The sequence below is a fragment of the Chitinophaga sp. genome, from assembly GCF_039596455.1.
In the GTDB taxonomy this organism is placed as follows: Bacteria; Bacteroidota; Bacteroidia; order Chitinophagales; family Chitinophagaceae; genus Chitinophaga.
Genome location: NZ_JBCNJR010000001.1, coordinates 509,998 through 534,705, shown reverse-complemented (window position 1 = coordinate 534,705; position 24,708 = coordinate 509,998). Strand labels below are relative to the sequence as shown.

The following is a 24,708-nucleotide window of genomic DNA, read 5'->3' as shown; positions in this document are numbered from 1 at the left end:
CCGGCCACGGCAGCTAACGCGGTTTGCGGTTCAACAGGCTGGCCACTTCCCGCCGCTCCGCCAGCAGTATAACTATCATGTATATACATAGCCCGGCCACCCCGCAGGCATGCAAAGTGATCATGCCGGGATTCAGAGAGCGGATGTAGGCGTGCGCCGCGTAAATGAGCGCGGCAAGGCCCAGGTAGAAGAGAATGCGCCCCACGTCATAGGGCACCGGATAATATTTTTGCCCCAGCAGGTAAGAACTTACCATCATAAAGGCGTAACAGATGAAAGTAGCCCATGCAGAGCCTGTGTACCCGTACTCCGGTATCCACAGAACGTTCAGCCCGATAGTGATGAGGGCGCCGGCCAGGGTGATATATGCCCCGGTCATGTTCCGGTTGGTAAGCTTGTACCATACTGTAAGGTTGTAATAAATTCCCACGAACACGGTGCCCATGGTCAGTATGGGTACTATATTCAGGCCTTCGGCGTACCTTTTGTCTTCCCCCAGCGTAATGAACATTCCCCACAGGTCAAGAAACAAGGATACCACGAGGAAAACCGCTCCCAGCGCCATAACAAAGAATTTAAGCACACGGGCGTAAGTGAGCTGGGCGTCTTCGTTGCGGCTTTGGTTGAAAAAGAAAGGCTCCGCACCCATGCGGAAGATGTTGATGAAAATAGTGACCAGTGCAGTCAGCTTGTATACAGCCCCGAAAATACCCAGTTGCGTGTCTGTTTCTTCCTTCGGATAGGGGTATACCTGTGCAAATACCAGCCTGCTCAGCATTTCGTTGATCATACCGCCGAAGCCTACAATTAGCAACGGGAGACTATAGCGCATCACTTCCTTCCACAGTACTTTGTCAAACACCCAGCGGAAAACAGTAATTTCCTTATACAGGAAAAGCAGGGCCATAGCGCTGGCCACCAGGTTAGACAGTACAAAATACCCTACGTTGAAAGACGGGTTGTACCAGTTGGCCAGGCCCTTTTTTGCCAGCCAGGGGCATACCACCAGGAAAAAAATGCTCAGCGCTATCTGGGTAACAATTGTCAGCACTTTTACCAGCGCATATTTGCGGGGCCTGCCTTCCTGCCGCAGCATGGCAAAGGGCAGGGTAGCCAGGGTATCAAAAAAAACGATGCCGGCCGTGAGCGTGATCAGGGTTTCGTGCCCCTGGATACGCAGCAGCGCCGCAACCTGTCCGGTGCCCGCCAGCAGCAGGGCCGTAAAAACCGTAGTGCTCACCAGCATAGACACGCAGAGGGTATTGTACAGCGTTGACTTGTCTGTATGCTGTACAAAACGGAAAAAGCTGGTTTCCAGCCCGTAAGTAAAAACGATGTTCAGAAAGGGAATTACGGCATAGATCTGTGTCACAACCCCGTATTCATCCGCCGGCATAAGGCCGGTCAAAAATAACTGCAATACAAATCCCAGGAACCTGTGAACAATGGTGGGCACCCCGTACCAGATGGTTTGCCCTGCCAGTTTTTTAATATTTCCCAATGCGCTGAATTTATTCCAAAAATAGGAGTTGACTTACTCGGATCCAAAGTTATTGCGGCGGTTGCTCTTTTTTTCGCTCAGCCGCTTTTTGAACTGGATGCGTTTTTCTATCATGGCCCGGGTGGGTTTTACCTTGATGCGTTTTTTGGGCACCACCAGGCTCTGTGCAATGAGGCGGTTCATTTTTTTGATCACCTCTCCCTTGTTGCCCAGCTGGCTGCGCTCCGTTTGCGACCTTACCTGCAAAAGCCCTTCCGCATTGAGCCTGGCGCCCAGCTTCTGCAAGAGCAGCGCCTTCTGCTCCTCCGTGAGTATGGCAGAGGCGGCAATGTCAAAATAGCCTTCCACCATGGTTTCCACCTTGTTCACGTGCTGGCCGCCTTTGCCGCCGCTGCGCGCTGTTTTGAATTTTATTTCCGCTGATACGTCAGGCATAAAGCATTTCTTATCTTTAAACGCAAAAGTAAAGGGATTTCGGGGGATATGAACTTCCCCGGTAAAGGAATAACAACAGATGAAAGCAGTTATACAACGGGTGAGCAACGCGGCCGTAACCATTAACGGCACGGTAAAATCAGCCATAGAAGGTGGTTTGCTGGTATTGCTGGGCATTGAGGATGCAGACGGGGAGGAAGATATTGCCTGGCTCAGCAACAAAATAACGAACCTGCGCATTTTCAACGACGAGGCCGGCGTGATGAACCGCAGCCTGCTGGAAACGGGCGGAGACCTGCTGCTGGTAAGCCAGTTCACCCTGCATGCCTCCACCAAAAAAGGCAACCGCCCCTCCTACATCAGGGCCAGCAAGCCCCCGGTTGCCATTCCCCTGTATGAAAAAATGAAGGCCCGGCTGGAGCAAGACCTGGGGAAAAGCATCGGTACCGGCGAGTTTGGGGCGGATATGAAGGTGAGCCTGCTGAACGACGGGCCGGTCACTATTATTATTGATACAAAAAACCGCGAATAATGAGCATCACCATCCAGGAAGCCCAGGAAAAAGTAGACAAATGGATACAAACCACCGGCGTCCGCTATTTCTCCGAACTCACCAACATGGCCATTCTGACGGAAGAAGTGGGAGAAGTGGCCCGTATTATTGCCCGCCAGTACGGAGACCAGTCCTTTAAGGAATCAGACAAAAAGAAGGAGCTGGCAGATGAGCTGGCAGACGTGCTGTGGGTGCTGCTCTGCCTGGCCAACCAGACGGGCATAGACCTCACCGTGGCCCTGGAGAAGAATTTCGAGAAAAAAACGGTGCGTGACAGCAACCGCCACCGCGATAATGAGAAACTAAGATGAATATGTTATTAATATAATACGTTGTTTCAAAATTCAAATTTATCTTTGCGCCCTATGGCAACAGATCAGAACAAGTTCCAGGCGATCATTTCGCATTGTAAGGAATACGGCTTTATTTTCCAGTCCAGCGAAATTTATGACGGGCTGAGCGCGGTGTACGACTATGGCCAGTATGGCGCGGAGCTGAAAAAAAATATACGGGATTACTGGTGGAAGAGCATGACACAGATGCATGAAAACATTGTGGGCATAGACGCTGCCATTTTCATGCACCCCACCACCTGGAAAGCGTCCGGGCACGTAGACAATTTCAGTGACCCGATGATCGATAATAAAGACAGCAACAAACGTTACCGGGTAGACCATCTGATTGAAGGTTTTGCCGAAACGCTGGAGGCAGATGCCGCCGCTGCGCTCATTGCGCAAATGGAAGAGCTGCTGAAAGAAAATGATTTTGCGGGCCTGAAGAAACTGATAGAAGACAACCAAATAAAATGCGCCGTGAGCGGTACGGTAAACTGGACGGACGTGCGCCAGTTCAACCTGATGTTTTCCACCCAGCTGGGCAGCGTGTCTGAAGAAGCCAGCGAAATTTACCTGCGCCCCGAAACCGCGCAGGGTATTTTCGTGAACTTCCTCAACGTGCAGAAAACCGGCCGCATGAAAATACCCTTTGGCATTGCGCAGGTGGGTAAGGCTTTCCGCAACGAGATCGTAGCCCGCCAGTTCGTGTTCCGCATGCGGGAATTTGAGCAGATGGAAATGCAGTTCTTCATCCGCCCCGGCACGCAGAAAGAATGGTACGCGTACTGGAAAGAGGAAAGAATGAAATGGCACAAAAGCCTGGGCCTGAACCCGGCCAACCTGCAGTATCATGATCACGTGAAGCTGGCCCACTATGCGGATGCAGCCGTGGATATCGAATATAATTTCCCCATCGGTTTCAAGGAAGTGGAAGGCATTCACTCCCGCACAGACTTTGACCTGAGCCAGCACCAGCAATACTCCGGCAAAAAGCTGCAGTACTTTGACCCGGAAATCAACCAGAATTACATTCCCTATGTAATTGAAACTTCCATTGGTCTTGACCGCTGCTGCCTGATGATACTCAGCGAAGCCTACGAGGAGCAAGACCTGAGCACGGCAGAGAAGCAAGACAGCCGCGTGGTGCTGAAATTCCCGGCCAGGCTGGCGCCCATCAAACTGGCGGTGCTGCCGCTCACTAAAAAAGATGGTCTGCCTGAAATTGCCCGTGAGCTGATGGCAGAATGCAAGCAGCACTTCTATTGTTATTACGAAGAAAAAGACAGCATCGGCAAACGCTACCGCCGCCAGGATGCCATTGGTACGCCTTTCTGCGTAACCATTGACCACCAGACGAAAGAAGACGGTACCGTTACCATCCGCCACCGGGATAGCATGGAACAGGAGCGTGTGCCTATGGCGCAGGTGAAGGAGATAGTGATGAAGAAGATATTGGAATAGTTGTGTAAGCACAATACATGGAAGAGACAGCAGCAGCTTGTCTTTCTGTCAAATAGTATGAGCTGGCCAGATAACGGCCAGCTCATACTATTTTAGGCGTCTGCTATTACGGTAGTTTGAGGGGGTAGTGGTTTACCCGTTTTTCTTTTCCAGCGCCTGCAATCTCTTCTCCTGCGCTTCCAATTTTTTGTTCTGCTCGATGATGATCAGCGTAAGCTCTTCTAATTTCTCGAGCAGTGCGGCCTGGTTGCTGCCCAGGTCAATACCCTGCTCAGCCACTTCTTCAGCCGAGGGTACACCAGGCAAATGTTTGTTTTTTTTCACGAAATGCTCCAGTTCCGAAAGGGAAGGCAACTGGTAGCCGGGTTCAAATACATAGTCTGGCCAGGGCGTTTGCTGCACTTTTATTTTGGTGGCAATAATGCTGCCTGATACGGCCAGCCTGTGCCCTTTGGTGTCAGCGGTACCAATGCCAACGTTATCGTTGGCGTCTGCCATGAAGAATACGTGCTGTGTTGCGTGGTTGTAGAGGGAAAAGGCAGTATTGTTGGCAGCTATGCTATAATAGCTCTGATCTGGCTTTTCAAGTATCACCTCAGTGGAATTAATAACATTGGTTTTTAACCATAGTGATTGCTTGCCTCCAATGGTGCCGGCAACATCCAGTTGCCAAACTGGTGCATCCGTACCAATACCCAGCCGTCCCTCGGAAGAAAGGGTCATAGCCTTGGCATTGTTTGTGAAAAACAGCAGATTGTTCAAGCCGTTCAGTTCAAGGTTGCCGATCTGGTTATGCAGGTACAACGTTCCATTACTGGAACCATAACCAACGTATCCAATTTGTTCTGTATTGTACCGCCACTGGGTAAAAAGATGAGTATAGTTGTTAGCAGGGTCGAGCGTGCTTGTCTGTTGAATGTAGGTGTTGATGGGAAACTGTCCAAAAGCGGAGCTGACAAAGGTCACCAGAGCCGCAAAGGTAAACAGGGATTTTTTCATATGTACAGGTTTTGGGTTAAAGATATTCCATCATCCATACAACTCCAGGTGAATATCATGCCGGTCATACCCCATGGCCACAATCTTCTGCCGGGCCTCATCAATCATGGCCTTCCAGCCGCAGAGGAAAAAGTGTGCGGGCCTTTTGTCTGCCAGCAGCTCTTCGTACACGGCATGTACATAACCTTTGCGTCCTGACCAGGAAGGGCTGTCTTCCCGGGAAAGGGTAGGGATGTACTGGAAGCCCGGCATCTCTTGAGAAAGCCGCTGCATTTCGGCTTTGTACAACAGGTCTTTTTCGTACCGCGAGCCGGAAATGAGATATATGTTGGGATGTGGAATACCGTGCAGGTGCAGGTGGTGCGTCATGGAGCGGAAGGGGGCTATGCCCGTGCCGGTACACACCAGGAAAATATCCCGTTCCATCACTTCAGGCAGGGTAAATACGCCCAGCGGGCCGCGCAGCGTCAATTCGCTGCCTTCTTTTATCTGGGTGAACAGGTAAGTGGAGCCCAGGCCGCCCTCCAGCAGTACTATCACCAGTTCTATCTCGTTGCTGCCGTTAGGGTGCGAGGCAATGGAATAGCTGCGCCACCGTTTGTTCTTTTTTTCATGAATGGGAAGGTCCAGGGTTACAAACTGGCCGGGCTTGAAGTCAAAGCTGGCTTTTTCAGGTATCTGTATCCAGAACCGCTTTGTATTATACGTCTCATCCACAATCTTCGTTACCACGCCGGTGTACCATTGCTCGAGCATGTTGTGAAGTTTAATGTAAAATGATGCTTCCTTTCTTTTAAATTAAGCAAAATTCCTGAAACGTATAGACGGGGTGCGGCAAACTTATTTTTGCAGCAGGGAAGCCGGCCGTTTACCCGCCAGATACGGTATCATTTTCCGCCGCCCGCGCCGCTTTGAAATACTCCCTGACAAGCGTTGTGTACAACTTGTTGCGTGTTACGTTCAGCCTTACCTGTGCCTCATTTCTGAGCTCCTCATCTGCCATGATCCGCTTGGCCTCAAAATTCGCCTCCTCCATGATCTCGTTTACCCGCAGCTGCTTGGGGCTAAGCGTGCGGTTGCTCATGTCAGGATACTTGGCCATAATGGTTTTGTTGCCGTATTGTTTGAATACGATCTGCCGGCCTACGTGACCGGACATTTTCTTTAAAAGAAGATGTTCGCTGATAGCCATGGTATTGTTATTTTATCAAAAGATAATCATTTTAAGGTTAATATGAGGTTATTCCAGGGTATTCTTAGGGTTTTTTCTATAAAATAACCTATGAAAACCCCAGGAATACCCTAGGATGACCCCAGGATGATGAAATATGGACTAACAGCAGTAACCATGGTTGAAGGCCCGGATGTCCTGTTTGCCGTTCCTGTCCTGGAGGGCCCGATTCCTCAGCTTCCGGCAATCACTCCTTTGGGGCTGCTTCCCTCATCCAAAAATGCCTTATCTTTGCATCCTTCATGAATTTGCAGGGAGTTTTACAGTTGTTTGAGCGAGATGCCCGCCTGAAATCACTGGCGGACGGGATCGCTTTGCCCACTCCCGGCTATTTTCACCTCACCGGCCTGGCCGGCAGCGCCGCTTCTTTTGTTGCGGCATCGGCCTGGGGCGCTACAGACCTCAACCATCTCTTCATCCTGAATGACAAGGAGGAAGCAGCGTACTTTCATAATGACCTTGAGCAGCTTACCCAGGCGCTGGACATCTTTTATTTCCCCGATTCCTTCAAGAAAACGGGCCAGTTCCAGGAGTTCAACAGCAGCCACAGCATGCTGCGCACAGAGGCGCTCATGAAGCTCACCGGCCAGCAGGTACACCGCAAAGTGCTGGTTACCTACCCGGAAGCCCTCTATGAAAAAGTAGCGGGCAACACCGCCTACAACGCCAACATGGTCAACATCAAAGTGGGCGAAACGCTGAAGGTAGACGGCCTGCTGGAGAAGCTCACGGCCTGGGGGTTTGAACATTCCGATTTTGTATACGGCCCCGGCCAGTTTGCCGTGCGCGGGGGTATTCTCGATATTTATTCTTTCGGCAACGAAAAACCTTACCGCCTGGAGCTGTTCGGGGAAGAGGTAGACTCCATCCGCCTGTTTGACCCGGAAACCCAGCTCAGCGAGCGCAAGCTGATGCAGGTAACGCTCATTGCCAATATGGACACGCGGGCCACCACCCACGCCAAGATGAGCCTGCCTGACTTTCTGCCGGCCAACACCGTAGTGTGGGTCAAAGACCCCGCCTATGTGGAGGGCATCATTGGCCAGATGGAGCAGCGGCTGGAAGACTGGCTGCAAACCGGCCAGCGGGTCAGGGTAACGGAGGAAGAGGAAATGACCCTCACGGAAGAAGATTTTGTAAAGGGCCATACCCTCATGCAGCAGCTGCTGCAACGCTCCTGCGTGGTGTTTGGGCCCAGCTTCAATTTTCAAAACGTACCGGCCGCCGTGCAGGCCATTGCTTTCAACACCAGGGAGCAACCGGTGTTTAACCGCCAGTTTGACCTGTTGATCAAAGACCTGGCCGCGCACAACGCTACAAAATCGTCCCTCTTCATTTTTGCGGAAAACCCGCGGCAGCTGGAGCGCCTTCGCAGCATTTTTGAAGACCTGAAAGCGGAGCTGGTATTTTACCCCGTGCCGGTAGCCATCAGCGCAGGGTTTATTGATACGGACCTGAAGCTGGTGTGTTATACAGACCACCAGATCTTCCAGCGCTATCACAAATACAAGGTGAAGCAGGCCTATAACAAGAACAAGGCCATCACCCTCAAAACCCTGAAAGAGCTGCAGGCGGGAGATTACGTAACGCATATAGACCACGGCGTAGGCGTGTACAGCGGCCTGCAGAAAATAGAAGTGGGCGGCAAAATGCAGGAAGCCATCCGCATCATTTACAAGAACAACGACTTGCTGTATGTGAACATCAACTCACTGCACAAGATCAGCAAATATACCGGCAAGGAAGGCGTAGCGCCCCGTGTGAACAAGCTCGGCAGTGATGCCTGGGAGAAGCTGAAGGAGAAGGCGAAAACGGAGGTGAAAGACATTGCCAAAGACCTCATCAAACTCTACGCCGCCCGCAAGGCCCAGCAAGGCTTTGCCCATACGCCGGATACTTACCTGCAAACGGAGCTGGAAGCCTCTTTCATTTATGAAGATACGCCAGATCAGAGCAAGGCTACGGCAGATGTGAAGCGGGATATGGAATCTCCCGCCCCGATGGACCGCCTGGTGTGCGGAGACGTAGGCTTCGGTAAAACGGAAGTGGCGGTACGCGCCGCCTTCAAAACCGTGGTAGACGGCAAGCAGGCCGCCGTGCTGGTACCCACTACCATCCTGGCTTTCCAGCACTACAAAACCTTTTCGGAAAGGCTGAAAGATTTTCCCTGTACGGTAGATTACATCAACCGTTTCAAATCTTCCAAAGAGAAAAAAGAAACGCTGAAAAAGCTGGAAGAAGGAAAGGTAGACATCATTATCGGCACCCATGCCCTGCTTGGTAAAGACGTGAAGTTCAAAGACCTGGGCGTAATGGTGATAGACGAGGAGCAGAAGTTTGGTGTTACCGCCAAGGAGAAGCTGAAAACGATGAAGGTGAACGTGGATACGCTCACGCTAACGGCAACGCCTATACCGAGAACGCTGCAGTTCTCCCTGATGGGCGCCCGTGACCTTTCCGTGATCAACACCCCGCCGCCCAACCGCCAGCCTATTGAAACGGAGGTGCTGGTGTTTGACAAAGACCAGATACGGGATGCTATCTATTACGAAACCGAACGCGGCGGCCAGGTATACTTCATTCATAACCGCATCAACGGCCTGCGTGAAATGGCCGGCCTCATCCAGGAGCTGTGCCCTGACCTGTCTGTTGCCACCGCGCACGGCCAGCTGGAAGGCCACAAGCTGGAAGAGGTGATCATGGATTTTATAGACCGCAAGTATGACGTGCTGGTATGCACCAACATTGTGGAAAGCGGAGTGGACATCTCCAACGCCAATACCATCATCATCAACAACGCTCATCACTTCGGCCTGAGTGACCTGCACCAGTTGCGCGGGAGGGTAGGGCGCAGCAATAAAAAAGCCTTCTGTTACCTGCTGGCCCCGCCCATGAGCACACTACCGGCAGACAGCCGCAAACGCCTGCAAACACTGGAACAGCACAGCGAGCTGGGCAGCGGTTTCCAGATAGCCATGAGAGACCTTGACATCCGCGGCGCAGGCAACCTCTTAGGCGGGGAGCAAAGCGGCTTTATTGCGGAAATAGGGCTGGACATGTACCAGAAAATACTGGACGAAGCCATCCGCGAGTTGAAGCAGACAGACTTCAAAGATCTTTTCAAAGATCAGCTGGAAGAGAAAAAAGATTACATCAGCGATTGTACCATAGATACAGACCTGGAAATACTGATCCCGGACTCTTATGTAGAAAGCATACAGGAACGCCTGAACCTCTACCAGGAGCTGGACAATATTACCCAGGAAGCCCGGCTGACAGAGTTTGAACAGGGCATGGAAGACCGCTTCGGCCCGGTGCCGGAGCCGGTGAAAGACCTCTTCACCACCATCCGTACACGCTGGATGGCTATTGAGCTGGGCTTTGAAAAAATGATCCTGAAAGAAGAAACCCTGCGTTGTTATTTTATTAATAATCCTGACAGCCCCTATTTTGAATCCCCTACTTTCCAGCACATCCTGCATTATATACAAACGCGCACCAACAACGCCCGGCTGAAACAGCTGGGTAAAAACTTCATGCTGATAATAGACCGTATGAAGGATATGAACGACATCTATGCATTCCTCAAAAAAATGACGGAAGCGCGCGGTTGATTTTTGTAACATATATTTGCCTCGTACGTTAAACCCTCATTACCTGACTAAAAACATAAAGAAAAGTTAAAGCCTGCACGGGCATGTGGAATTGTATACAACCCCTGCATCCTGATCTTGAATTTAAAACTGAAAGCAATGAAAAAATTAACCGTATTATTAATGGGACTCTTTATGACAGCAACAGCCTTTGCACAAACACCAGACAGCAAACCCCCGGTGAAAAAGATCGAAGTGACCGGTTCCGCTGAGATGGAAATAACCCCGGATGTGATCACGCTGAACATCACCCTGCGTGAGTACATGAAGAACAAATCCAGCAAGGTAGCCATCACCACCCTGGAAAAGCAATTGCAGGACGCGGTAGAGAAAGCAGGCATCCCGAAAGAGAATTTCACCATTGCCAACGTGTTTGGTTACAATTATGATCAGTGGTGGAGGAAAAAGAAAAACGATGTGGACTTTATGGCCCGCAAGCAATACAGCCTGAAGCTGAACCGGCTTGACAAGATCAACGGCATCCTGTCTGCTGTAGACGATGAAGGTATTGAAAGCGTGAACATCGCTTCCTACACCCACAGCAAAATGGACGAGTACCGCAAGCAGGTGAAAATGAACGCGCTGAAGGCCGCTAAAGCCAAAGCAGAGTACCTGCTGGGTGCTATAGATGAAAAAATTGCCGGTGTGCTGGAAGTGCAGGAGTTTAATACAGACCAGTACAGCGACGTGCGCCCCGAAATGGCCAACCGCGTAATGTACAAGGCTGCTGCTGCAGACGCCATGGGCGGTGCGCCTGATTCCAATATCGACTTCAAGACCATTAAAGTGCGTGCTGAAGTAAGAGCGGTGTTCGGGATCAAATAAACGGACCACAAAACCAAAAAGGAAAAAGGGCTGCCGGTCGTCACCGGCAGCCCTTTTTCAGTCTGATCGTACACGGTCATAAAGCGCCGGAAGACGCATGACGGGTGTTTTCTACTGTCAATTAAACTGTCTGTCAGTCTATTTTGCTACTATGGCTCCGCGCGCCCGGCGCAACGGGCCATAATCAGGTAAGTTGGGATAAATAGGACATGGTTATATTAAAAAGTGCTAGTTCATTTTGATGATAGGGCTTACTTCAAACTTCCCTTCCGTAACGGTCTTTTTATCTTCATCTATTGCATCATGCACCAGCACGCCCGTGAATGAGCCTTTTGCTTTTGTTTCCGTAATAGATTCTATGGTGATGGTAGCCGCGGCGTTCAGGTTTACGTCATCTGCGGCGTAACCGTCTGAAGTACCCAGTTTTTTGCTCCAGGCTATGAAGTTCATGTCTGTAGCGCTCAATTTATATTCGCCTGTTTTCAGCTGTTTACCGGGGAATACAACATTCACGGTAAGGCCCTGGTTGCTGGCAGTGAGGCCGCTGATCACCAATACATAGTTGCCCGTGGAGTCATACAGGCTGGCGGTAAGCTGCTTGGTGACGGTTACCAGGGAGTCATTCACCTTCATGGAAAAGTGGCCGTGGCTGTTGTTATCGTTGAAAATATCCTTCTTTTCGCAGGCGGAAAGCAGGGCTGCGGCCAGTATGGCCAGGCCCGGCATCAGGGATTTGGTTTTCATAGGTACTGCTAATTGCATGCAATATAGCAAACTTATATAGATTATGAAATTATTTCATTAATAAAATTCGTTATTTATATAAATATGACAAAAAAAGGGCTGCTCTTTAATGAGCAGCCCTTTGAAAGGATATTTTCAAGCCGTTTACGCGTCAATTTTAGCGTATTTGGCGTGAGATTCAATGAATTCGCGGCGCGGGGGCACCTCATCGCCCATCAGCATGGTAAAGATACGGTCTGCTTCGAAGGCGCTTTCTATGGTTACCTGTTTGAGGGTACGTACATTCGGGTCCATGGTGGTGTCCCACAGTTGTTCTGCGTTCATCTCGCCCAAACCTTTGTACCGCTGAATGGTAACGCTGTCTTCCTTGCCGCCGCCGGCCAGTTTGGTTACTGCGGCCTTGCGTTGCTCTTCGTTCCAGGCGTAAATAAAGTCTTTCCCTTTTTTCACCTGGTACAGGGGCGGCTGTGCCAGGTACACATAACCCTGCTCTACCATTTCCTTCATGTAGCGGAACACGAAGGTGAGAATAAGGGTGGCAATGTGGCTGCCGTCTACGTCAGCATCCGTCATGATGATCAGCTTGTGATAACGGAGCTTGCTGAGGTTGAGGGCTTTTTCATCTTCCGGGGTACCGATGGTAACGCCCAGGGCGGTGAAAATATTCTTGATCTCTTCGTTCTCGTAGATCTTGTGCTCCAGGGCTTTTTCCACGTTCAGGATCTTGCCGCGCAGGGGGAGAATGGCCTGGAAGTTCCGGTTGCGGCCCTGTTTAGCCGTACCGCCTGCGGAGTCACCTTCGACGAGGAACAGCTCGCATTTACCGGGGTCGTTATCAGAGCAGTCCGCCAGCTTACCGGGCAGGCCGCTGCCGGTCATCACGCTTTTGCGTTGAACCATCTGGCGGGCCTTGCGGGCCGCCTCACGGGCCTGGGCGGCCAGCACCACCTTGTTAATGATGGTTTTAGCCTCTTTGGGGTGCTCTTCCAGGTAGGCCTCCAGCGTGTTGGCCACGGCACTGTCTACCACGCCCATTACATCAGAGTTGCCCAGCTTGGTTTTGGTCTGGCCCTCAAACTGCGGTTCGGGTACTTTTACGCTTACAATACAGCTAAGGCCTTCGCGGAAGTCATCTCCCACTACTTCTACCTTAGACTTTTCGAACATCTTGTTTTTGTCCGCGTAGCTCTTGAACACCCTGGTAATAGCCCTGCGGAAGCCCGCTACGTGGGTACCGCCTTCAATGGTGTTGATGTTGTTTACGTAAGAGAAGATATGTTCATTGAAAGAGTCGTTGTACAGCATGGCCACTTCCACGGCTACGTTGCTGGCCGCATCGTGCGCCTCAATGAAAATGGGGCTTTGCACCAGCGCGTTACGGCGGCCGTTTTTATCCATCAGCTCCACAAATTCCACAATGCCGCCTTCGCTGTAAAAGGTTTCGCTGAAAGCGTTGCCGTTTTCGTCCTTTTCACGCTCGTCCGTGAGGGTGATGCGTATTTTCCGGTTCAGGAAGGCCAGCTCGCGGAGACGGCCTGCCAGGGTTTCGCGGTTGTAGGTGGTTTCAGTGAAAATGGTAGCGTCTGGCTTGAAGTGAGTGATGGTACCTGTAATATCACTGGCGCCTGTTTCACGTACAGGATACTGGGGGATGCCCATTTTGTACTCCTGCTCAAATATTTTGCCTTCACGGTGTACCGTTACGTGCAGGGGATCGCTCAGCGCGTTCACGCAGCTTACGCCCACCCCGTGCAAACCGCCGGATACCTTGTAGGTGTTCTTGTCAAATTTGCCGCCGGCGTGCAGTACGGTCATTACCACCTCCAGCGCCGAACGTTTTTCTTTCGGGTGCATGCCTGTGGGAATCCCCCGCCCGTCGTCCTTCACGCGGATGGAATTGTCCTCACAAATGGTTACCTCAATGTTTTTGCAAAAGCCGGCAAGCGCCTCGTCAATGGAGTTATCCACTACTTCGTATACGAGGTGATGTAAACCTTTCACCCCTATGTCCCCGATGTACATCGCCGGACGTTTACGAACGGCTTCCAGTCCTTCCAATACTTGAATGCTGCCCGCATCATAACCGTTACTGGGGGCAGTTGCTTGCACTAGTTCTTCACTCATATTTTTAGCAGAAAATTCGTTTTTAACAAATCAGTAGACAATCCAGCAAAAATAAGCAAAATCAGCCTAATTTCCATGAAAAACAAGGTGTTTTTAGGGGTGGTGGATAGTATGTGTATATCACTTTTGAGACTGCCCCATGCTTTCCAGCATTTCCGTGCCAACGGTCTCTTTTACCCCGGTGTAGATGGTTTTCCAGATCAGGTTGAAAAATGACTTTTTGGGGTGCCTGGTATAGCGCGGTTTGGCCACTCTCAGGGGCTGGCCGGGAGAAGGGTTTTCGTTGTGGATGGCCATGAGGTTGGCCAGCAGGCTGGCAAGGCCCTTTCTTTCCGTGCCATTGCCGTTTTTCTCCTCCCGGAGCATGGCTATACGCAGGGCTGAATATTGCATGGTGAGGGTGCCGCCGGCGCTGCGCTCGTTGCCGCGCAGGTCAAAATCCATCTGTTTGATGCGGGCGGAGCGGATCTCTACCATGCCCAGGGCCTTGGTGGCGGTGTTAAATTCCCTGCCGTCCATATCATTCAGCTGCCCGCTAACGGCAAAAGCGCCGTCTTCAGCCCCCAGCACAAAGTTGAACCGGGCCTTCAGCTTGCCGCTTTTCATGAGAATGGCATGCAGGTCTGCCGTGCAATGACCGTTCTCCTTTACGAGGGAGTCAATATTGGTAATGTTGCGGAAAGTGCCGCCGGCCCGCTGGAACTGCACCTGGCCGGTTTCCCCGGTCTGATCGCTGCGCTCCGAATAGCTTACGTCTATATTGCTGGCCACCAGGGTGTCTATACGCATGGGTATCTCAAATCTGGCCAGCACCTGGTTGGGGAATTGCCCATATTTATTGCCGGGCGCCATGGGCAGCCCGCGGTTGCGGTAGGCATGAAAGTAGCCGCCGTTGATGGCAGCCTTGTTCATCAGTATCTTCTTTTGCAGCAGGTGCATGCGGGGCAGGCCCTCCAGCCTGATGTTACGGAAGGCCAGCTCATACCGGTCCTGCTGGTACTCCAGCCGCTTGTCAAAAGCAGCCCGGTCGTACCGCGGCTCCAGCCGCACTTCTCCCACGTCGAGCGCCCGTTCTATGGCGTGATAGCTTATTTTGCTGACGTGTAGCCAGTAGAGGCTGTCTGGCGTGCGGTAATCCCATTTATCGAGGTTAATGTCAAAATTGCGGGCATAGAGAAAGCGGGTAGGGTCTTTCTGGCTGATGGAATCTATGGCCAGCCCCCGGATGTCTACGTCCAGGTTATTGAGGCGGGTGATCTGTTTGCTGCTGTCTTCCGCAATCAGGGTGTATTGGAGTTTGGTTTGCTGCAGTGAAATGCGGCCTATATCGAAACTTTTGATGTTTTTATTGATGGCCTCGTAAAAGCTGCGCTGGCGCCCGGTGTCTATGCTGCGGCGGTCTTCCGTGATAATGATCTCCGGATCGGAGAGGATAAAAGCCCCCGCATCTACCTGCTTGCTGAGGAAATAGCGCCACAACCTCATCCGGCTGATCTGCAGCCGGCTGGTGGAGGCGCGGTACAGCACCTGCGGCGCCTGCTGCCCGGCTACCAGCCTGGCGTACACAGCGCTGTCGGGTATCAGGGCCACGTTTTCTATGGCCAGGTTACCGGTGAGCAGGTTGAGATGTATTCTGCCGTAAGCCAGGGTGTAAAGGCTGTCCGAGCTTTCCGCTACGTAGCGGCGCAGCTCCTTGTCCAGCAAGCTTTTCCAGTGTACGTTCAGGTACCAGCCAACACCCAGCAGCACCACTGCCAGTATAGCCCCCGCCGTTAGTACGATCTTCCAGGTCCTTTTCATATGTTTATCAGGTTGCCAATATTATACCAAGCGCCGCCAATTGTAAGCGATTTGTCAAACTAATAATATTATAACAATGATTCGTTAATTTTGTGGCGCACTATATGAAAGAAGTACAGGAAATATTATCACTGGCCATCCCGCAACCCGCCATGAGCGACCAGTTGCAGCTGGCCGAGGCAGACACGGTGACCGTGCCTGACTGCCTGGATTATAGCCTGCAACGCTACGTATATGAGCACCCCCTGCCGGTAGAAGACGTGGCCATGGTAGTGTATCAGCCCGCCAAAAGAGGCCAGAGCGCCGCTATTGAGCTGCGTTATTGTGTGGCCGGCAGCAAATACTGCAAAAACCCTGGCTGTACAGACCAGGTATGCGCTGAAAAAAGGAAGAAGGAAGAATGTAATGACAAGCTGCCTTCTGTAGACATGATCACCGTGCGTTTTCAGCCTGCTTTTATCCAATCCCTGCAAAAAGGGAACACGTCTTTCTCCCTCTTCGAATTACAATCCCGCAAACCTTTCGTAAAAACCATACAGCCCTGCACCAAATCCAAAACCGTACTGGAGCAAATGGTGCATCATAATTACGAAGGTATCCTGAAAAATATTTTCCTGCAAAGCAAGGCGCTGGAGCTGCTGCTTTTCAGCTCAGACCAGTTCATCCAGAATGATACGGATGAGCGTTATGGCTGCCGCTTCCTCACGCAGATGGAAGACCGGGAAAAAATTGAAAAAGCCCGCAGCATCCTGCTGGAGCAGCTGGACGCCCCCATTACCATCCGTGACCTGGCGCGGCGCGTGGCCATGAACGAATGTTACCTGAAGAAAGGTTTCAAAGCCATGTTCGGCACCACCATCTATGATTATTTCCAGAAAGAGCGCATGGAAAAAGCCAAGGGCCTGCTTTATGAAAAAGGCCTCTCCGTATCCGAAGTGGCCATCATGATGGGCTATTCCTGCATCTCCCACTTTTCTACCGCCTTCAAGAAGCACACCGGCCTGAAGCCCTGTGAGCTGCTGCTGCGCTAACGCTTTTCATTTTTCCTTTTACGATCATTTCTTTTCCCGAATTGACAAACGGGTGCATGAAGTTTGTACTTTCTTTGTGGTACGATCACTGGATATCTATCCGCTGTTCCTCATAAGCTTCCTTATCAGATTTGACCTGGGAGGGCTTGCAGACAATTAGTAAAGCCATTAATTGCAATACTCATATCAAACACCATGACCTAAAGGTATGTATTGCTTGTCCGTAAGTTTTCCCCCGTAATTTGCATAAAGCCGTTACTTTCTATGTAACGGCTTTTTTATGTGCCGGGACCGGCGGTGCATACAAAAGAAAAACCCCGCCCAAAAGAGCAGGGTCTGTCCTATTTATCCCTATACCTATGAAATACTTAATTAAAATCTTTATAAATATTCTTAATCAACAATAGTGCCAGCATCATTCAGAAGCACTGTTTTGGCAGTCCCATTGTCGTCAATATTTACTTTATAATATGCCGCCACGTCAGCCCGCTCAATTTTCCACCCTTCTTTAACAACCGCGGAGGGGTATTTGTTCTTCAGGGTGGCCAAAGCCGCTTCCGGCAGGGCCCCGGCCTGGTACTCGCTCCGGGTAGCTATCCAGGTACCTTCGGCATTGTATTCGGCGCTGGTTTTTACGTTCTCTTTATTGAACCTGGCTACCCAGTTGCCACCGGCCGTTTTGGTCCAAACTGCATCGGCAGCTCCGGCAAACTCGGCGTTTTGCCCAAAGGCCTCTTTTACAGGGGCGGGCGCCTCCAGTTTTTTGGCTACGGTTTTACTCTTTTTCGTTGATTTCTGTTGTGAAAACGCTATGCCGGAAGTGAAGACAGCAGCGCATATGAATAACGTTACTTTTTTCATAAAAGATATGGTTTTCTGCGTAATACTCTTTCAATTCCTCAACCAAAACAATGCCAAAAACGCAAAGTAAGCATAGTTTATTGTAAAATAGTTAATTTTTGCCGCATTTTTCTTGACAACACCCTTATTTTTTATGAACGGTCACCGTTCTCTGAAACCTCCCTGTATTTTCGTAACTTTGCAGAATTTTATTTCAAGTACAAACTTTTAATAACCCGGTGGGGTGATTTGTTTATGTCCAGCAAATATCAGGAATATAGTCAACTGAATTTACCGCAAATAGAACAGGATATATTGCAAGCCTGGGAACAGCACCAGATTTTTGAAAAAAGCGTGACCAACCGCGATGGGGCCATCCCTTTTGTATTCTACGAAGGGCCTCCCAGCGCCAACGGTCTTCCCGGTATTCACCACGTTATTTCCCGTGCCCTGAAAGACCTTGTATGCCGGTATAAGACCATGCAGGGCTTCCAGGTGAAGCGCAAGAGCGGCTGGGATACCCATGGCCTGCCGGTAGAGCTGGGCGTGGAAAAAGCCCTGGGCATTACCAAAGAGGACATCGGCAAAAAAATATCCATTGCTGAATATAATGACACCTGCCGGAAAGAAGTACTGAAATATAAAGACCGCTGGGAGGAGCTGACCCGGAAAATGGGCTACTGGGTAGACCTGCAGCGCCCCTACATCACCTTCGAGAATGACTATATAGAAAGTCTCTGGTGGTGCATGCAACAGCTGTATAAAAAAGGGCTCCTTTATAAAAGCGTAAGCATACAGCCGTATTCTCCCGCCGCCGGCACAGGCCTCAGCTCTCACGAACTGAACCAGCCCGGCACTTATAAAGATGTGAAAGACACTACGGTAGTGGCTATGTTCAAGGCCGTGGAATCTGACCTTTCCCGCTTCCTGTTTGAAGCGGCCGGCTCGGACCAGGTGTTTTTCCTGGCCTGGACCACCACCCCCTGGACGCTGCCCTCCAACCTGGGCCTCACCGTGGGAGCCAATATTGACTATGTGCTGGTCAAAACCTTCAACCCCTATACTCACCTGCCCATCAATGTAGTGCTGGCCAGAGACCTGGCCGGCAAGTACTTCAGGCCGGAAGGGGAGAACGGGGCGTTTGACGCGTACCAGCCTGAAGATAAAATACTGCCCTGGCGCATCCTGGCGCAGTTCAAAGGCAGCCAGCTGGAAAACATCCGGTATGAGCAGCTGTTGCCCTACGCACAGCCCGAAGAGGGAGACCCCTTCCGCGTGCTGCTGGGAGACTTTGTGACCACGGAAGACGGTACCGGCATTGTTCACACGGCCCCTGCCTTTGGCGCGGACGATAACCGGGTGGGCAAAAAATACGGCATCGGCATGCTCACCCTGGTAGACCGGCAGGGCAAGTTCCTTGACTCCGTAGGGGAGTTTGGCGGCCGTTACGTAAAAGATTACAAGAACGACCCTGACTATAAGGATGTAGACGTAGACATAGCGGTGAAACTGAAAAAGGAGAACCGTGCGTTCAAGGTGGAAAAGTACGAACACACCTATCCCCACTGCTGGCGTACAGACAAACCGGTGCTTTATTACCCGCTGGATGCCTGGTTCATTAAAACCACCGCCCTGAAAGACCGGATGGTGGAGCTGAACAAGACCATCAACTGGAAGCCCTCCGTTACCGGCACCGGCCGGTTCGGCAACTGGCTGGAGAACATGGTAGACTGGAACCTGAGCCGCAGCCGCTACTGGGGTACCCCGCTGCCCATCTGGCGTACGGAAGACGGCTCTGAAGAGATCTGCATCGGCAGCATTGCCGAGCTGAATGCCGGCATCCGCCTCGCCAATGAGGTGCTGGGCGGCGACGTGAATAAAAACTACCTGCATGAAGGCATCCTGGACCTGCATAAGCCGTATGTGGACGATATCATATTGGTAAGCTCCACCGGTAAACCCATGCGCCGCGAGCCTGACCTGGTAGACGTTTGGTTTGACAGCGGCGCCATGCCTGTTGCACAGTGGCATTACCCCTTCGAGAACAGGGAAATGCTGGAGCAGGGCAAGGCCTTCCCGGCAGATTTTATTGCTGAAGGCGTTGACCAGACCCGCGGCTGGTTCTATACCCTGCATGCGCTGGGTGTAATGCTGTTTGACAGCGTGGCGTATAAAACAGTGGTTTCCAACGGCCTGGTGCTTGACAAGAACGGTAACAAGATGAGCAAGCGCCTGGGTAACGTGGTAGATCCCTTTACTACTATTCAGCAGTACGGGGCAGACGCTACCCGCTGGTACCTCATTACCAACGCCTCTCCCTGGGATAATATGAAGTTTGATGCGGAGGGCATCAAGGAAGTACAGCGCAAACTGTTCGGTACATTATATAATACGTATAACTTCTTTGCCATGTACGCCAACCTTGACAATTTCAGGTTCAGGGAGGCGTATATACCGTTGAAAGACCGCCCGGAAATTGACCGCTGGATCATTTCCGTGCTGAACACGCTTGTAAAAGAAGTGGGCGAGAGCCTGGACGATTATGAGCCCACCCAGGCCGGGCGTGCAGTGCAGGAGTTTGTAGACGAGCACCTTAGCAACTGGTACGTAAGGCTTTGCCGCCGCCGGTTCTGGAAGGGTGAGTATGAGCAGGACAAGATTTCAGCTTACCAGACGCTGTATGAGTGCCTGGAGAAAATTGCCCGGATGATGGCCCCGGTGTCTCCCTTCTTCTCGGACTGGCTGTTCCGGAACCTGAACGGGGTGAGCGGCCGCCTGCAGGCGGAGTCTGTTCACCTGACAGACTTCCCCGTAGTGGAGGCTGGCGCCATAGACGCGGACCTGGAAGAGCGGATGCAGCTGGCGCAGGATGTGTCTTCCCTGGTGCTGTCTCTCCGTAAGAAGACCAATATCAAGGTTAGGCAGCCTTTACAGAAGGTGCTGATACCCGTATTGAACCCTCATATGCGGGAACAGCTGGAGTTGGTGGAGCATTTGGTAAAAAGCGAAGTGAATGTAAAAACAATTGAGTATCTTACGGAAACTGAAGGTTTTATCAAGAAAAAGATTAAGCCGAACTACAAAACCCTTGGCGGTAGAATGGGGGCAAAGATGAAGGCAGTGGCAGGCGCCATTTCCGCATTCAGCCAACATGATATTGCCAGCCTTGAAAAGGACGGTGAATTTGGCTTAATAATTGATAATGAACGGATTCCGATCCAATTATCAGATGTCGAGATCATCTCTGAGGATATCCCGGGATGGACGGTAGCCAACAAAGGAGCGCTGACCGTGGCCCTGGACATTACCATTACGCCTGAATTACTGGACGAGGGCAATGCCCGTGAACTGGTAAACCGGATTCAGAAGATACGGAAAGACAGTGGTTTTGAGTTAACTGACCGTATTGCGGTAAAAGTGGCGGAGGTAGACAGCTTGAAAACGGCGATAATTAACTTTAATGACTATATTTGCACGGAAATTTTGGCAGATAGTTTGGATGTAGTGCCGCAATTACAGGAGGGCATTGAAGTAGAAGTTAACGATCTTAAATTCAACGTATTAGTTAACAAAAAAAGCTAATCCCATGGCAACAAAGAAGAAGGTTGCTAGCAAGACTACCAAAAAGGCGGTTCCTGCCAAGAAAGCTGTAGCGAAAAAAGCAGCGGTAAAAAAGGCACCTGCGGCCAAGAAGGCGGCGGCTAAGCCTGCGCCTGCGAAAAAAGCGGCACCTGCCAAGAAAGCAGCAGTAAAAAAGGCATCGCCCAAGGTGGCCAAATCTTCTGTTAAACCCGCTCCTAAGAAAGCTGCGGTAAAAAAGGCGGCCGTTAAACCGGCAGCCAGGCCCGCGAAATCATCAGCTAAACCCGTTAAATCAAAGGCGGCTCCTGCTAAAAAAGCGGTAGCGGCCCCGTCTAAAAAGACGGTTTCTGCAGCCAAGGCACCCGTTAAAAAGGCGGTTGCCCCGGCTCCCAAGGCAAAACCGGTTCCGGTAACTGCCAGTAAACCAGCGGCTAAAACCGCAGAACCGGTGATTTCTAAACCCGTAGAAAAAGTAGACAAGATGGCATCAAAGAATAAGCAGGAAAAACCAGACAAGGAACCAGTAAAGAAGACCAAGATTGAGGAGCCTGTTAAACGGGTATCTGAAAGGCCTACTACTAAAACTGCTTCCAGGGCTTCCTCCAGTGGTAGCCGGCCGGCCATGAAAACTGTGACGTATGCGCCGGAATTCACCAAATCCGTATTAGATCAGCCGGAAACACCTGCCGGTCCCATATATCGTTACAGCGATCCTGAATTGCAGGAGTTCAAAGAGATCATCCTGAAAAAACTGGAGGCTGCCAAAAAGGAACTGGTATACCTCCAGGGCCTGATTACCCGTAAAGACGAAGCAGGTACAGATGATACCGAAAACAAGTACATGAGCATGGAAGACGGCAGCGGCTCACAGGAGCGTGAACAGCTGAACCAGATGGCCAGCCGCCAGATCCAGTTCATTGACCACCTGGAAAAGGCACTGGTGCGGATCGAGAACAAAACATACGGCATCTGCCGTGTAACAGGCAAGCTGATTGACAAAGCCCGCCTGAAAGCAGTACCGCATGCTACCCTCAGTATTGAGGCCAAACTCGCAAAAAGCAAATAAGCCAGCCTGCAAGTGTATTCCGGGAAACAAGGCCGGGAACACACGGAGGCCATGAGCTGAAAATATGATGGAAGGGCTGTTCGGAAGAACGGCCCTTTTTCATTTCAATGAACCAGGTAATACCTTGCCAATACAGGCCAAGGTAACTTTAACCGGGCGGGTAGAATACCCCTTGATACATACTCCCTTAGAGGTACTCCACCATTGCCCGGTAATAACTTCGACAGGAAAAAGTTCGATTATATGGTGGCCTGAAAACCTGAAAAATACAGAGCCGGGCGACCCCGGCCCCGGTTTATTATTCCCATATCCCAATAGCCCATCATGAAACCCGTTCCAGGAACGGAAATGGTTGGTCCTAGATCAATCCCCTTTATCTTCGTCATCCACATCCTCCTCGTCATCCGCTTCATCATCGTTTAACATCACCAGCACAATTTCTTTTATCCGCTTTACCCTTTCCTGTTCTTTCGGCTTTTTTCTTTCTTCTTTCAGCTGCTCCATACATTCCTGAAGCATACTTTCCGCTTCCCTGACCGCCTGCCGCATCTGCTCCAGCGTCAGGTGTTCACTGCGGCTGATTTCCAGGGGAATAAAGTGAAACAGCAAGCGGATCTTTTCATCGGATGCAAGCCTGATCCCTTCATGCAGGCGGCTGCGCATTGTAGATATTTTCATAAGATTTATTTCATGCTAATTTCGCTGTAAGTAATTACAAACCAATATTTTATGACCGATACTTTCTTGGGAAAATCAGTAAATATTTCGGTGTAGGTGATAAAATCTCATAAAAAAAGCTTTCCCGCCGTTACAGCGGGAAAGCTTGTGCAAATACAGGTCAATTATTTATCAGGCAGGTTTTAATGCAGGCAGCTCGTCTTCATCCGGCCGGACGGCTTTTCTGATCTGCCGTGCGGCCAGGTACAACAAACCCGCCGTGGCTACTACCGCCAGGCTACCGATGCCGATGTTGCGCACCTGCCGTTTGGACGGCCACTTGTTTCCCTGGCGTTGCGGACTGGCCTGTGCAATGTCCAGCAGCGGCGCCATACAAATGTCTTCAATAACTTTATCCGCCACGGTTTCCGCGTCCACAAACTGTGGATGATATGCCACACCCACGCCCGCTTCCTGCAACATTGTGGTATCACTTTCCCCATTGCCAACATAGATCACGTTCTGCGGGGCAATGTGGTATTTTTCGGAAATGTATTTCAGGATGTGGCTCTTGTCATATTCGGGCATGCTGCCTTTTACCGGCATGAAGTATTCAGGGATGGTGATTTCACCGGTAGCCACGCTGTGTATCAGGTGCAGGCGGTTGGCAAACGCAAAATCGGCGCCCAGCTTGTTTTTCATGTGGTTGGCCACACATTCGAAACCGTCTGTAATAAAACCGCATACATAGCCGCGCCGCTTCAGCTCCCGAATCACATGGCGGATGTCTGGCGTTACAGGTATCTCATCCGCCACTTCCAGCAGCTCCGCCAGGTTGCGGCCCTGGAACAAGGCGGCCGAGCGTTTCAGGATGGAAACAGGATCTGAATAGTGTTCCAGCACCTGGCAAAGCGCTTCTTCCTGCCCGAAGGCCACGGCGGCCAGGTACGTATAATTTTGTGTGAACACCGTTTCGTCCAGGTTGAAGATCACCATTTTCTGCAGCTTGTCTATAGACTCCAAAATGGAGAACTCCATCTGCTCACGGATGATGTTGATATTACCCAGCGTTTCCAGGTTTTGCTGCGGAATGCTTTCCGCTTTGCGCAATATGGTGCGGGATACTTCACGGCTCATTTTACTGAGCTGCTCCCAGGTTTGCATGGCGTTTTCCAGCCGGCCGATGTTCACTTCGCTGATGCGCGCCTGCAGCAGGTGCATATCTATCAGCAAGCCAATGTCCACACCGTAGTCATTTTCAAAATGTACTTTCTGTAAAAAAGATTTGCGCGCAGCTATCATGCCGCTAAGCGGCTGATTGAAGCCGGCCAGTTCCGGGAAAAGGATGCTCAGCAAGGGTTTGGCCACCAGTTGTGTAACACGGCCGGCCTGCCGTTCAAAAAAGGATTTCGTAAAGTCGGCCTCATCATTCACAATAGGGTCTGTCAGTAATTCAACAAGGTTTTCAGGATAGGTCAGTATATCGCCGTCTACATACATGATGATATCATGTTTGGCCGCCATCATGCCTTCGCGCATGGAAATGCCCTTGCCGCGCTGGCTGCTGGTGATCACTCTCACTTTTTCCTTCATGGCTTCTTCCACCGTCTTGTCTGTCGAATTGTCGTCTACCACAATTATCTCTATCGTTCTGGAGGTTTTCCTGATTGTTTTGATAACCTGGCGTATGGTGCCGCCTTCGTTAAGCACTGGTATAATTACCGAAATCATAGGTGCGTATAAGTTTGGTGAACAAATAAGGTACCTTCTGGCAGCCTCTTAGTACCAAAAATGGTACCATTCACAGGCTGCAATTAAAAACCGGCCGGGGTTTTCACGGCCGTATATATGTGGCACAGTTACGCTGTGAA

At 50.9% G+C, this 24,708-nt stretch carries 20 protein-coding genes; 8 read left to right on the top strand and 12 right to left on the bottom strand.

Annotated features, from left to right (window positions below; all coding sequences use genetic code 11):
• Positions 1–13: 13 nt before the first annotated feature.
• Together ABDW36_RS02145 and arfB are read right to left on the bottom strand one after the other, a co-directional pair.
• On the bottom strand, positions 14–1,501 hold the full coding sequence (locus ABDW36_RS02145; protein WP_343700234.1) for a polysaccharide biosynthesis C-terminal domain-containing protein: 1,488 nt from the start codon (positions 1,499–1,501) through the stop codon (positions 14–16).
• Positions 1,502–1,534: 33 nt separating this feature from the next.
• On the bottom strand, positions 1,535–1,936 hold the full coding sequence (arfB, locus tag ABDW36_RS02140; protein WP_343700233.1) for an alternative ribosome rescue aminoacyl-tRNA hydrolase ArfB: 402 nt from the start codon (positions 1,934–1,936) through the stop codon (positions 1,535–1,537).
• Positions 1,937–2,015: 79 nt separating this feature from the next.
• Between arfB and dtd the strand changes: the two genes are divergently transcribed.
• The 3 genes from dtd to ABDW36_RS02125 are packed head-to-tail and all read left to right on the top strand — an operon-like array spanning position 2,016 to position 4,285.
• Positions 2,016–2,468 (top strand): D-aminoacyl-tRNA deacylase, encoded by a 453-nt coding sequence (dtd, locus tag ABDW36_RS02135; RefSeq protein ID WP_343700232.1) that lies wholly within the window; start codon positions 2,016–2,018, stop codon positions 2,466–2,468.
• Positions 2,468–2,800 (top strand): nucleotide pyrophosphohydrolase, encoded by a 333-nt coding sequence (locus ABDW36_RS02130; RefSeq protein ID WP_343700231.1) that lies wholly within the window; start codon positions 2,468–2,470, stop codon positions 2,798–2,800. Before dtd ends, ABDW36_RS02130 begins: the two co-directional genes overlap by 1 nt.
• A gap of 54 nt (positions 2,801–2,854) precedes the next feature.
• Positions 2,855–4,285, top strand: a complete 1,431-nt coding sequence (locus ABDW36_RS02125) for a glycine--tRNA ligase (RefSeq protein ID WP_343700230.1) — start codon at positions 2,855–2,857, stop codon at positions 4,283–4,285.
• Between the two features lie 132 nt (positions 4,286–4,417).
• Here the strand turns inward: ABDW36_RS02125 and ABDW36_RS02120 are convergent, their stop codons facing one another.
• The 3 genes from ABDW36_RS02120 to ABDW36_RS02110 form a co-directional block, all read right to left on the bottom strand.
• Entirely contained in the window at positions 4,418–5,284 is an 867-nt protein-coding gene (locus ABDW36_RS02120; RefSeq protein ID WP_343700229.1) for a hypothetical protein, read from the bottom strand.
• Between the two features lie 30 nt (positions 5,285–5,314).
• Positions 5,315–6,040, bottom strand: a complete 726-nt coding sequence (locus ABDW36_RS02115) for an FAD-binding oxidoreductase (protein WP_343700228.1) — start codon at positions 6,038–6,040, stop codon at positions 5,315–5,317.
• Positions 6,041–6,152: 112 nt separating this feature from the next.
• Complete coding sequence (locus ABDW36_RS02110; protein ID WP_343700227.1) at positions 6,153–6,476, bottom strand: hypothetical protein; 324 nt, start codon at positions 6,474–6,476, stop codon at positions 6,153–6,155.
• 281 nt (positions 6,477–6,757) lie between these two features.
• On the opposite strand from ABDW36_RS02110, the gene mfd reads away from it, so the two are divergent.
• Positions 6,758–10,129 (top strand): transcription-repair coupling factor, encoded by a 3,372-nt coding sequence (mfd, locus tag ABDW36_RS02105; RefSeq protein WP_343700226.1) that lies wholly within the window; start codon positions 6,758–6,760, stop codon positions 10,127–10,129.
• Between the two features lie 174 nt (positions 10,130–10,303).
• Positions 10,304–10,993, top strand: coding sequence for an SIMPL domain-containing protein (locus ABDW36_RS02100; RefSeq protein WP_343700225.1), 690 nt, complete (start codon positions 10,304–10,306; stop codon positions 10,991–10,993).
• A 228-nt stretch (positions 10,994–11,221) separates the two neighbouring features.
• Here ABDW36_RS02100 and ABDW36_RS02095 read toward each other — a convergent pair whose 3' ends face one another.
• From ABDW36_RS02095 to ABDW36_RS02085, 3 genes are all read right to left on the bottom strand, one after another.
• Positions 11,222–11,737 carry a hypothetical protein gene (locus tag ABDW36_RS02095; RefSeq protein ID WP_343700224.1) on the bottom strand — a complete coding sequence of 172 codons (516 nt, stop codon included), beginning with the start codon at positions 11,735–11,737 and terminating at the stop codon, positions 11,222–11,224.
• Between the two features lie 144 nt (positions 11,738–11,881).
• Positions 11,882–13,861 carry a DNA topoisomerase (ATP-hydrolyzing) subunit B gene (gene gyrB, locus ABDW36_RS02090; RefSeq protein ID WP_343700223.1) on the bottom strand — a complete coding sequence of 660 codons (1,980 nt, stop codon included), beginning with the start codon at positions 13,859–13,861 and terminating at the stop codon, positions 11,882–11,884.
• 120 nt (positions 13,862–13,981) lie between these two features.
• Positions 13,982–15,661, bottom strand: coding sequence for a hypothetical protein (locus tag ABDW36_RS02085; protein WP_343700222.1), 1,680 nt, complete (start codon positions 15,659–15,661; stop codon positions 13,982–13,984).
• A 104-nt stretch (positions 15,662–15,765) separates the two neighbouring features.
• Here ABDW36_RS02085 and ABDW36_RS02080 point away from each other — a divergent pair, with 104 nt between their 5' ends.
• Entirely contained in the window at positions 15,766–16,692 is a 927-nt protein-coding gene (locus tag ABDW36_RS02080) for an AraC family transcriptional regulator (RefSeq protein ID WP_343700221.1), read from the top strand.
• 393 nt (positions 16,693–17,085) lie between these two features.
• Here ABDW36_RS02080 and ABDW36_RS02075 read toward each other — a convergent pair whose 3' ends face one another.
• Positions 17,086–17,553: a hypothetical protein gene (locus ABDW36_RS02075; protein WP_343700220.1), complete on the bottom strand. Its 468-nt coding sequence runs from the start codon at positions 17,551–17,553 to the stop codon at positions 17,086–17,088.
• Positions 17,554–17,787: 234 nt separating this feature from the next.
• Between ABDW36_RS02075 and ileS the strand changes: the two genes are divergently transcribed.
• A complete protein-coding gene (ileS, locus tag ABDW36_RS02070; RefSeq protein ID WP_343700219.1) occupies positions 17,788–21,114 on the top strand; it encodes an isoleucine--tRNA ligase in 3,327 nt (1,108 codons plus the stop codon).
• Here the strand turns inward: ileS and ABDW36_RS02065 are convergent.
• The gene (locus ABDW36_RS02065) at positions 21,094–21,594 is read right to left on the bottom strand and encodes a hypothetical protein (RefSeq protein ID WP_343700218.1); all 501 of its coding nucleotides are present in this window, start codon (positions 21,592–21,594) and stop codon (positions 21,094–21,096) included. The two genes, ileS and ABDW36_RS02065, sit on opposite strands and share 21 nt — an antisense overlap.
• A gap of 1 nt (position 21,595) precedes the next feature.
• On the opposite strand from ABDW36_RS02065, the gene ABDW36_RS02060 reads away from it, so the two are divergent.
• A complete protein-coding gene (locus ABDW36_RS02060; RefSeq protein ID WP_343700217.1) occupies positions 21,596–22,180 on the top strand; it encodes a TraR/DksA C4-type zinc finger protein in 585 nt (194 codons plus the stop codon).
• A gap of 363 nt (positions 22,181–22,543) precedes the next feature.
• On the opposite strand, the gene ABDW36_RS02055 is transcribed toward ABDW36_RS02060, so the two are convergent.
• Positions 22,544–22,858 carry a hypothetical protein gene (locus tag ABDW36_RS02055; protein WP_343700216.1) on the bottom strand — a complete coding sequence of 105 codons (315 nt, stop codon included), beginning with the start codon at positions 22,856–22,858 and terminating at the stop codon, positions 22,544–22,546.
• A gap of 171 nt (positions 22,859–23,029) precedes the next feature.
• Positions 23,030–24,568 carry a glycosyltransferase gene (locus ABDW36_RS02050; protein ID WP_343700215.1) on the bottom strand — a complete coding sequence of 513 codons (1,539 nt, stop codon included), beginning with the start codon at positions 24,566–24,568 and terminating at the stop codon, positions 23,030–23,032.
• Positions 24,569–24,708: the final 140 nt, after the last annotated feature.

What these genes read in the sequence shown, in the direction of transcription:
- dtd (WP_343700232.1), top strand. Translation starts at nt 2,016, where the DNA reads ATGAAAGCAGTTATACAACGGGTGAGCAACGCGGCCGTAACCATTAAC.
- ABDW36_RS02130 (WP_343700231.1), top strand. Translation starts at nt 2,468, where the DNA reads ATGAGCATCACCATCCAGGAAGCCCAGGAAAAAGTAGACAAATGGATA.
- ABDW36_RS02075 (WP_343700220.1), bottom strand. Translation starts at nt 17,553, where the DNA reads ATGAAAAAAGTAACGTTATTCATATGCGCTGCTGTCTTCACTTCCGGC.
- ABDW36_RS02110 (WP_343700227.1), bottom strand. Translation starts at nt 6,476, where the DNA reads ATGGCTATCAGCGAACATCTTCTTTTAAAGAAAATGTCCGGTCACGTA.
- gyrB (WP_343700223.1), bottom strand. Translation starts at nt 13,861, where the DNA reads ATGAGTGAAGAACTAGTGCAAGCAACTGCCCCCAGTAACGGTTATGAT.
- ABDW36_RS02080 (WP_343700221.1), top strand. Translation starts at nt 15,766, where the DNA reads ATGAAAGAAGTACAGGAAATATTATCACTGGCCATCCCGCAACCCGCC.
- ABDW36_RS02120 (WP_343700229.1), bottom strand. Translation starts at nt 5,284, where the DNA reads ATGAAAAAATCCCTGTTTACCTTTGCGGCTCTGGTGACCTTTGTCAGC.
- ABDW36_RS02125 (WP_343700230.1), top strand. Translation starts at nt 2,855, where the DNA reads ATGGCAACAGATCAGAACAAGTTCCAGGCGATCATTTCGCATTGTAAG.
- ABDW36_RS02095 (WP_343700224.1), bottom strand. Translation starts at nt 11,737, where the DNA reads ATGAAAACCAAATCCCTGATGCCGGGCCTGGCCATACTGGCCGCAGCC.
- ABDW36_RS02085 (WP_343700222.1), bottom strand. Translation starts at nt 15,661, where the DNA reads ATGAAAAGGACCTGGAAGATCGTACTAACGGCGGGGGCTATACTGGCA.
- ileS (WP_343700219.1), top strand. Translation starts at nt 17,788, where the DNA reads ATGTCCAGCAAATATCAGGAATATAGTCAACTGAATTTACCGCAAATA.
- ABDW36_RS02100 (WP_343700225.1), top strand. Translation starts at nt 10,304, where the DNA reads ATGACAGCAACAGCCTTTGCACAAACACCAGACAGCAAACCCCCGGTG.
- ABDW36_RS02055 (WP_343700216.1), bottom strand. Translation starts at nt 22,858, where the DNA reads ATGAAAATATCTACAATGCGCAGCCGCCTGCATGAAGGGATCAGGCTT.
- ABDW36_RS02060 (WP_343700217.1), top strand. Translation starts at nt 21,596, where the DNA reads ATGGCATCAAAGAATAAGCAGGAAAAACCAGACAAGGAACCAGTAAAG.
- ABDW36_RS02115 (WP_343700228.1), bottom strand. Translation starts at nt 6,040, where the DNA reads ATGCTCGAGCAATGGTACACCGGCGTGGTAACGAAGATTGTGGATGAG.
- ABDW36_RS02050 (WP_343700215.1), bottom strand. Translation starts at nt 24,568, where the DNA reads ATGATTTCGGTAATTATACCAGTGCTTAACGAAGGCGGCACCATACGC.
- arfB (WP_343700233.1), bottom strand. Translation starts at nt 1,936, where the DNA reads ATGCCTGACGTATCAGCGGAAATAAAATTCAAAACAGCGCGCAGCGGC.
- mfd (WP_343700226.1), top strand. Translation starts at nt 6,758, where the DNA reads ATGAATTTGCAGGGAGTTTTACAGTTGTTTGAGCGAGATGCCCGCCTG.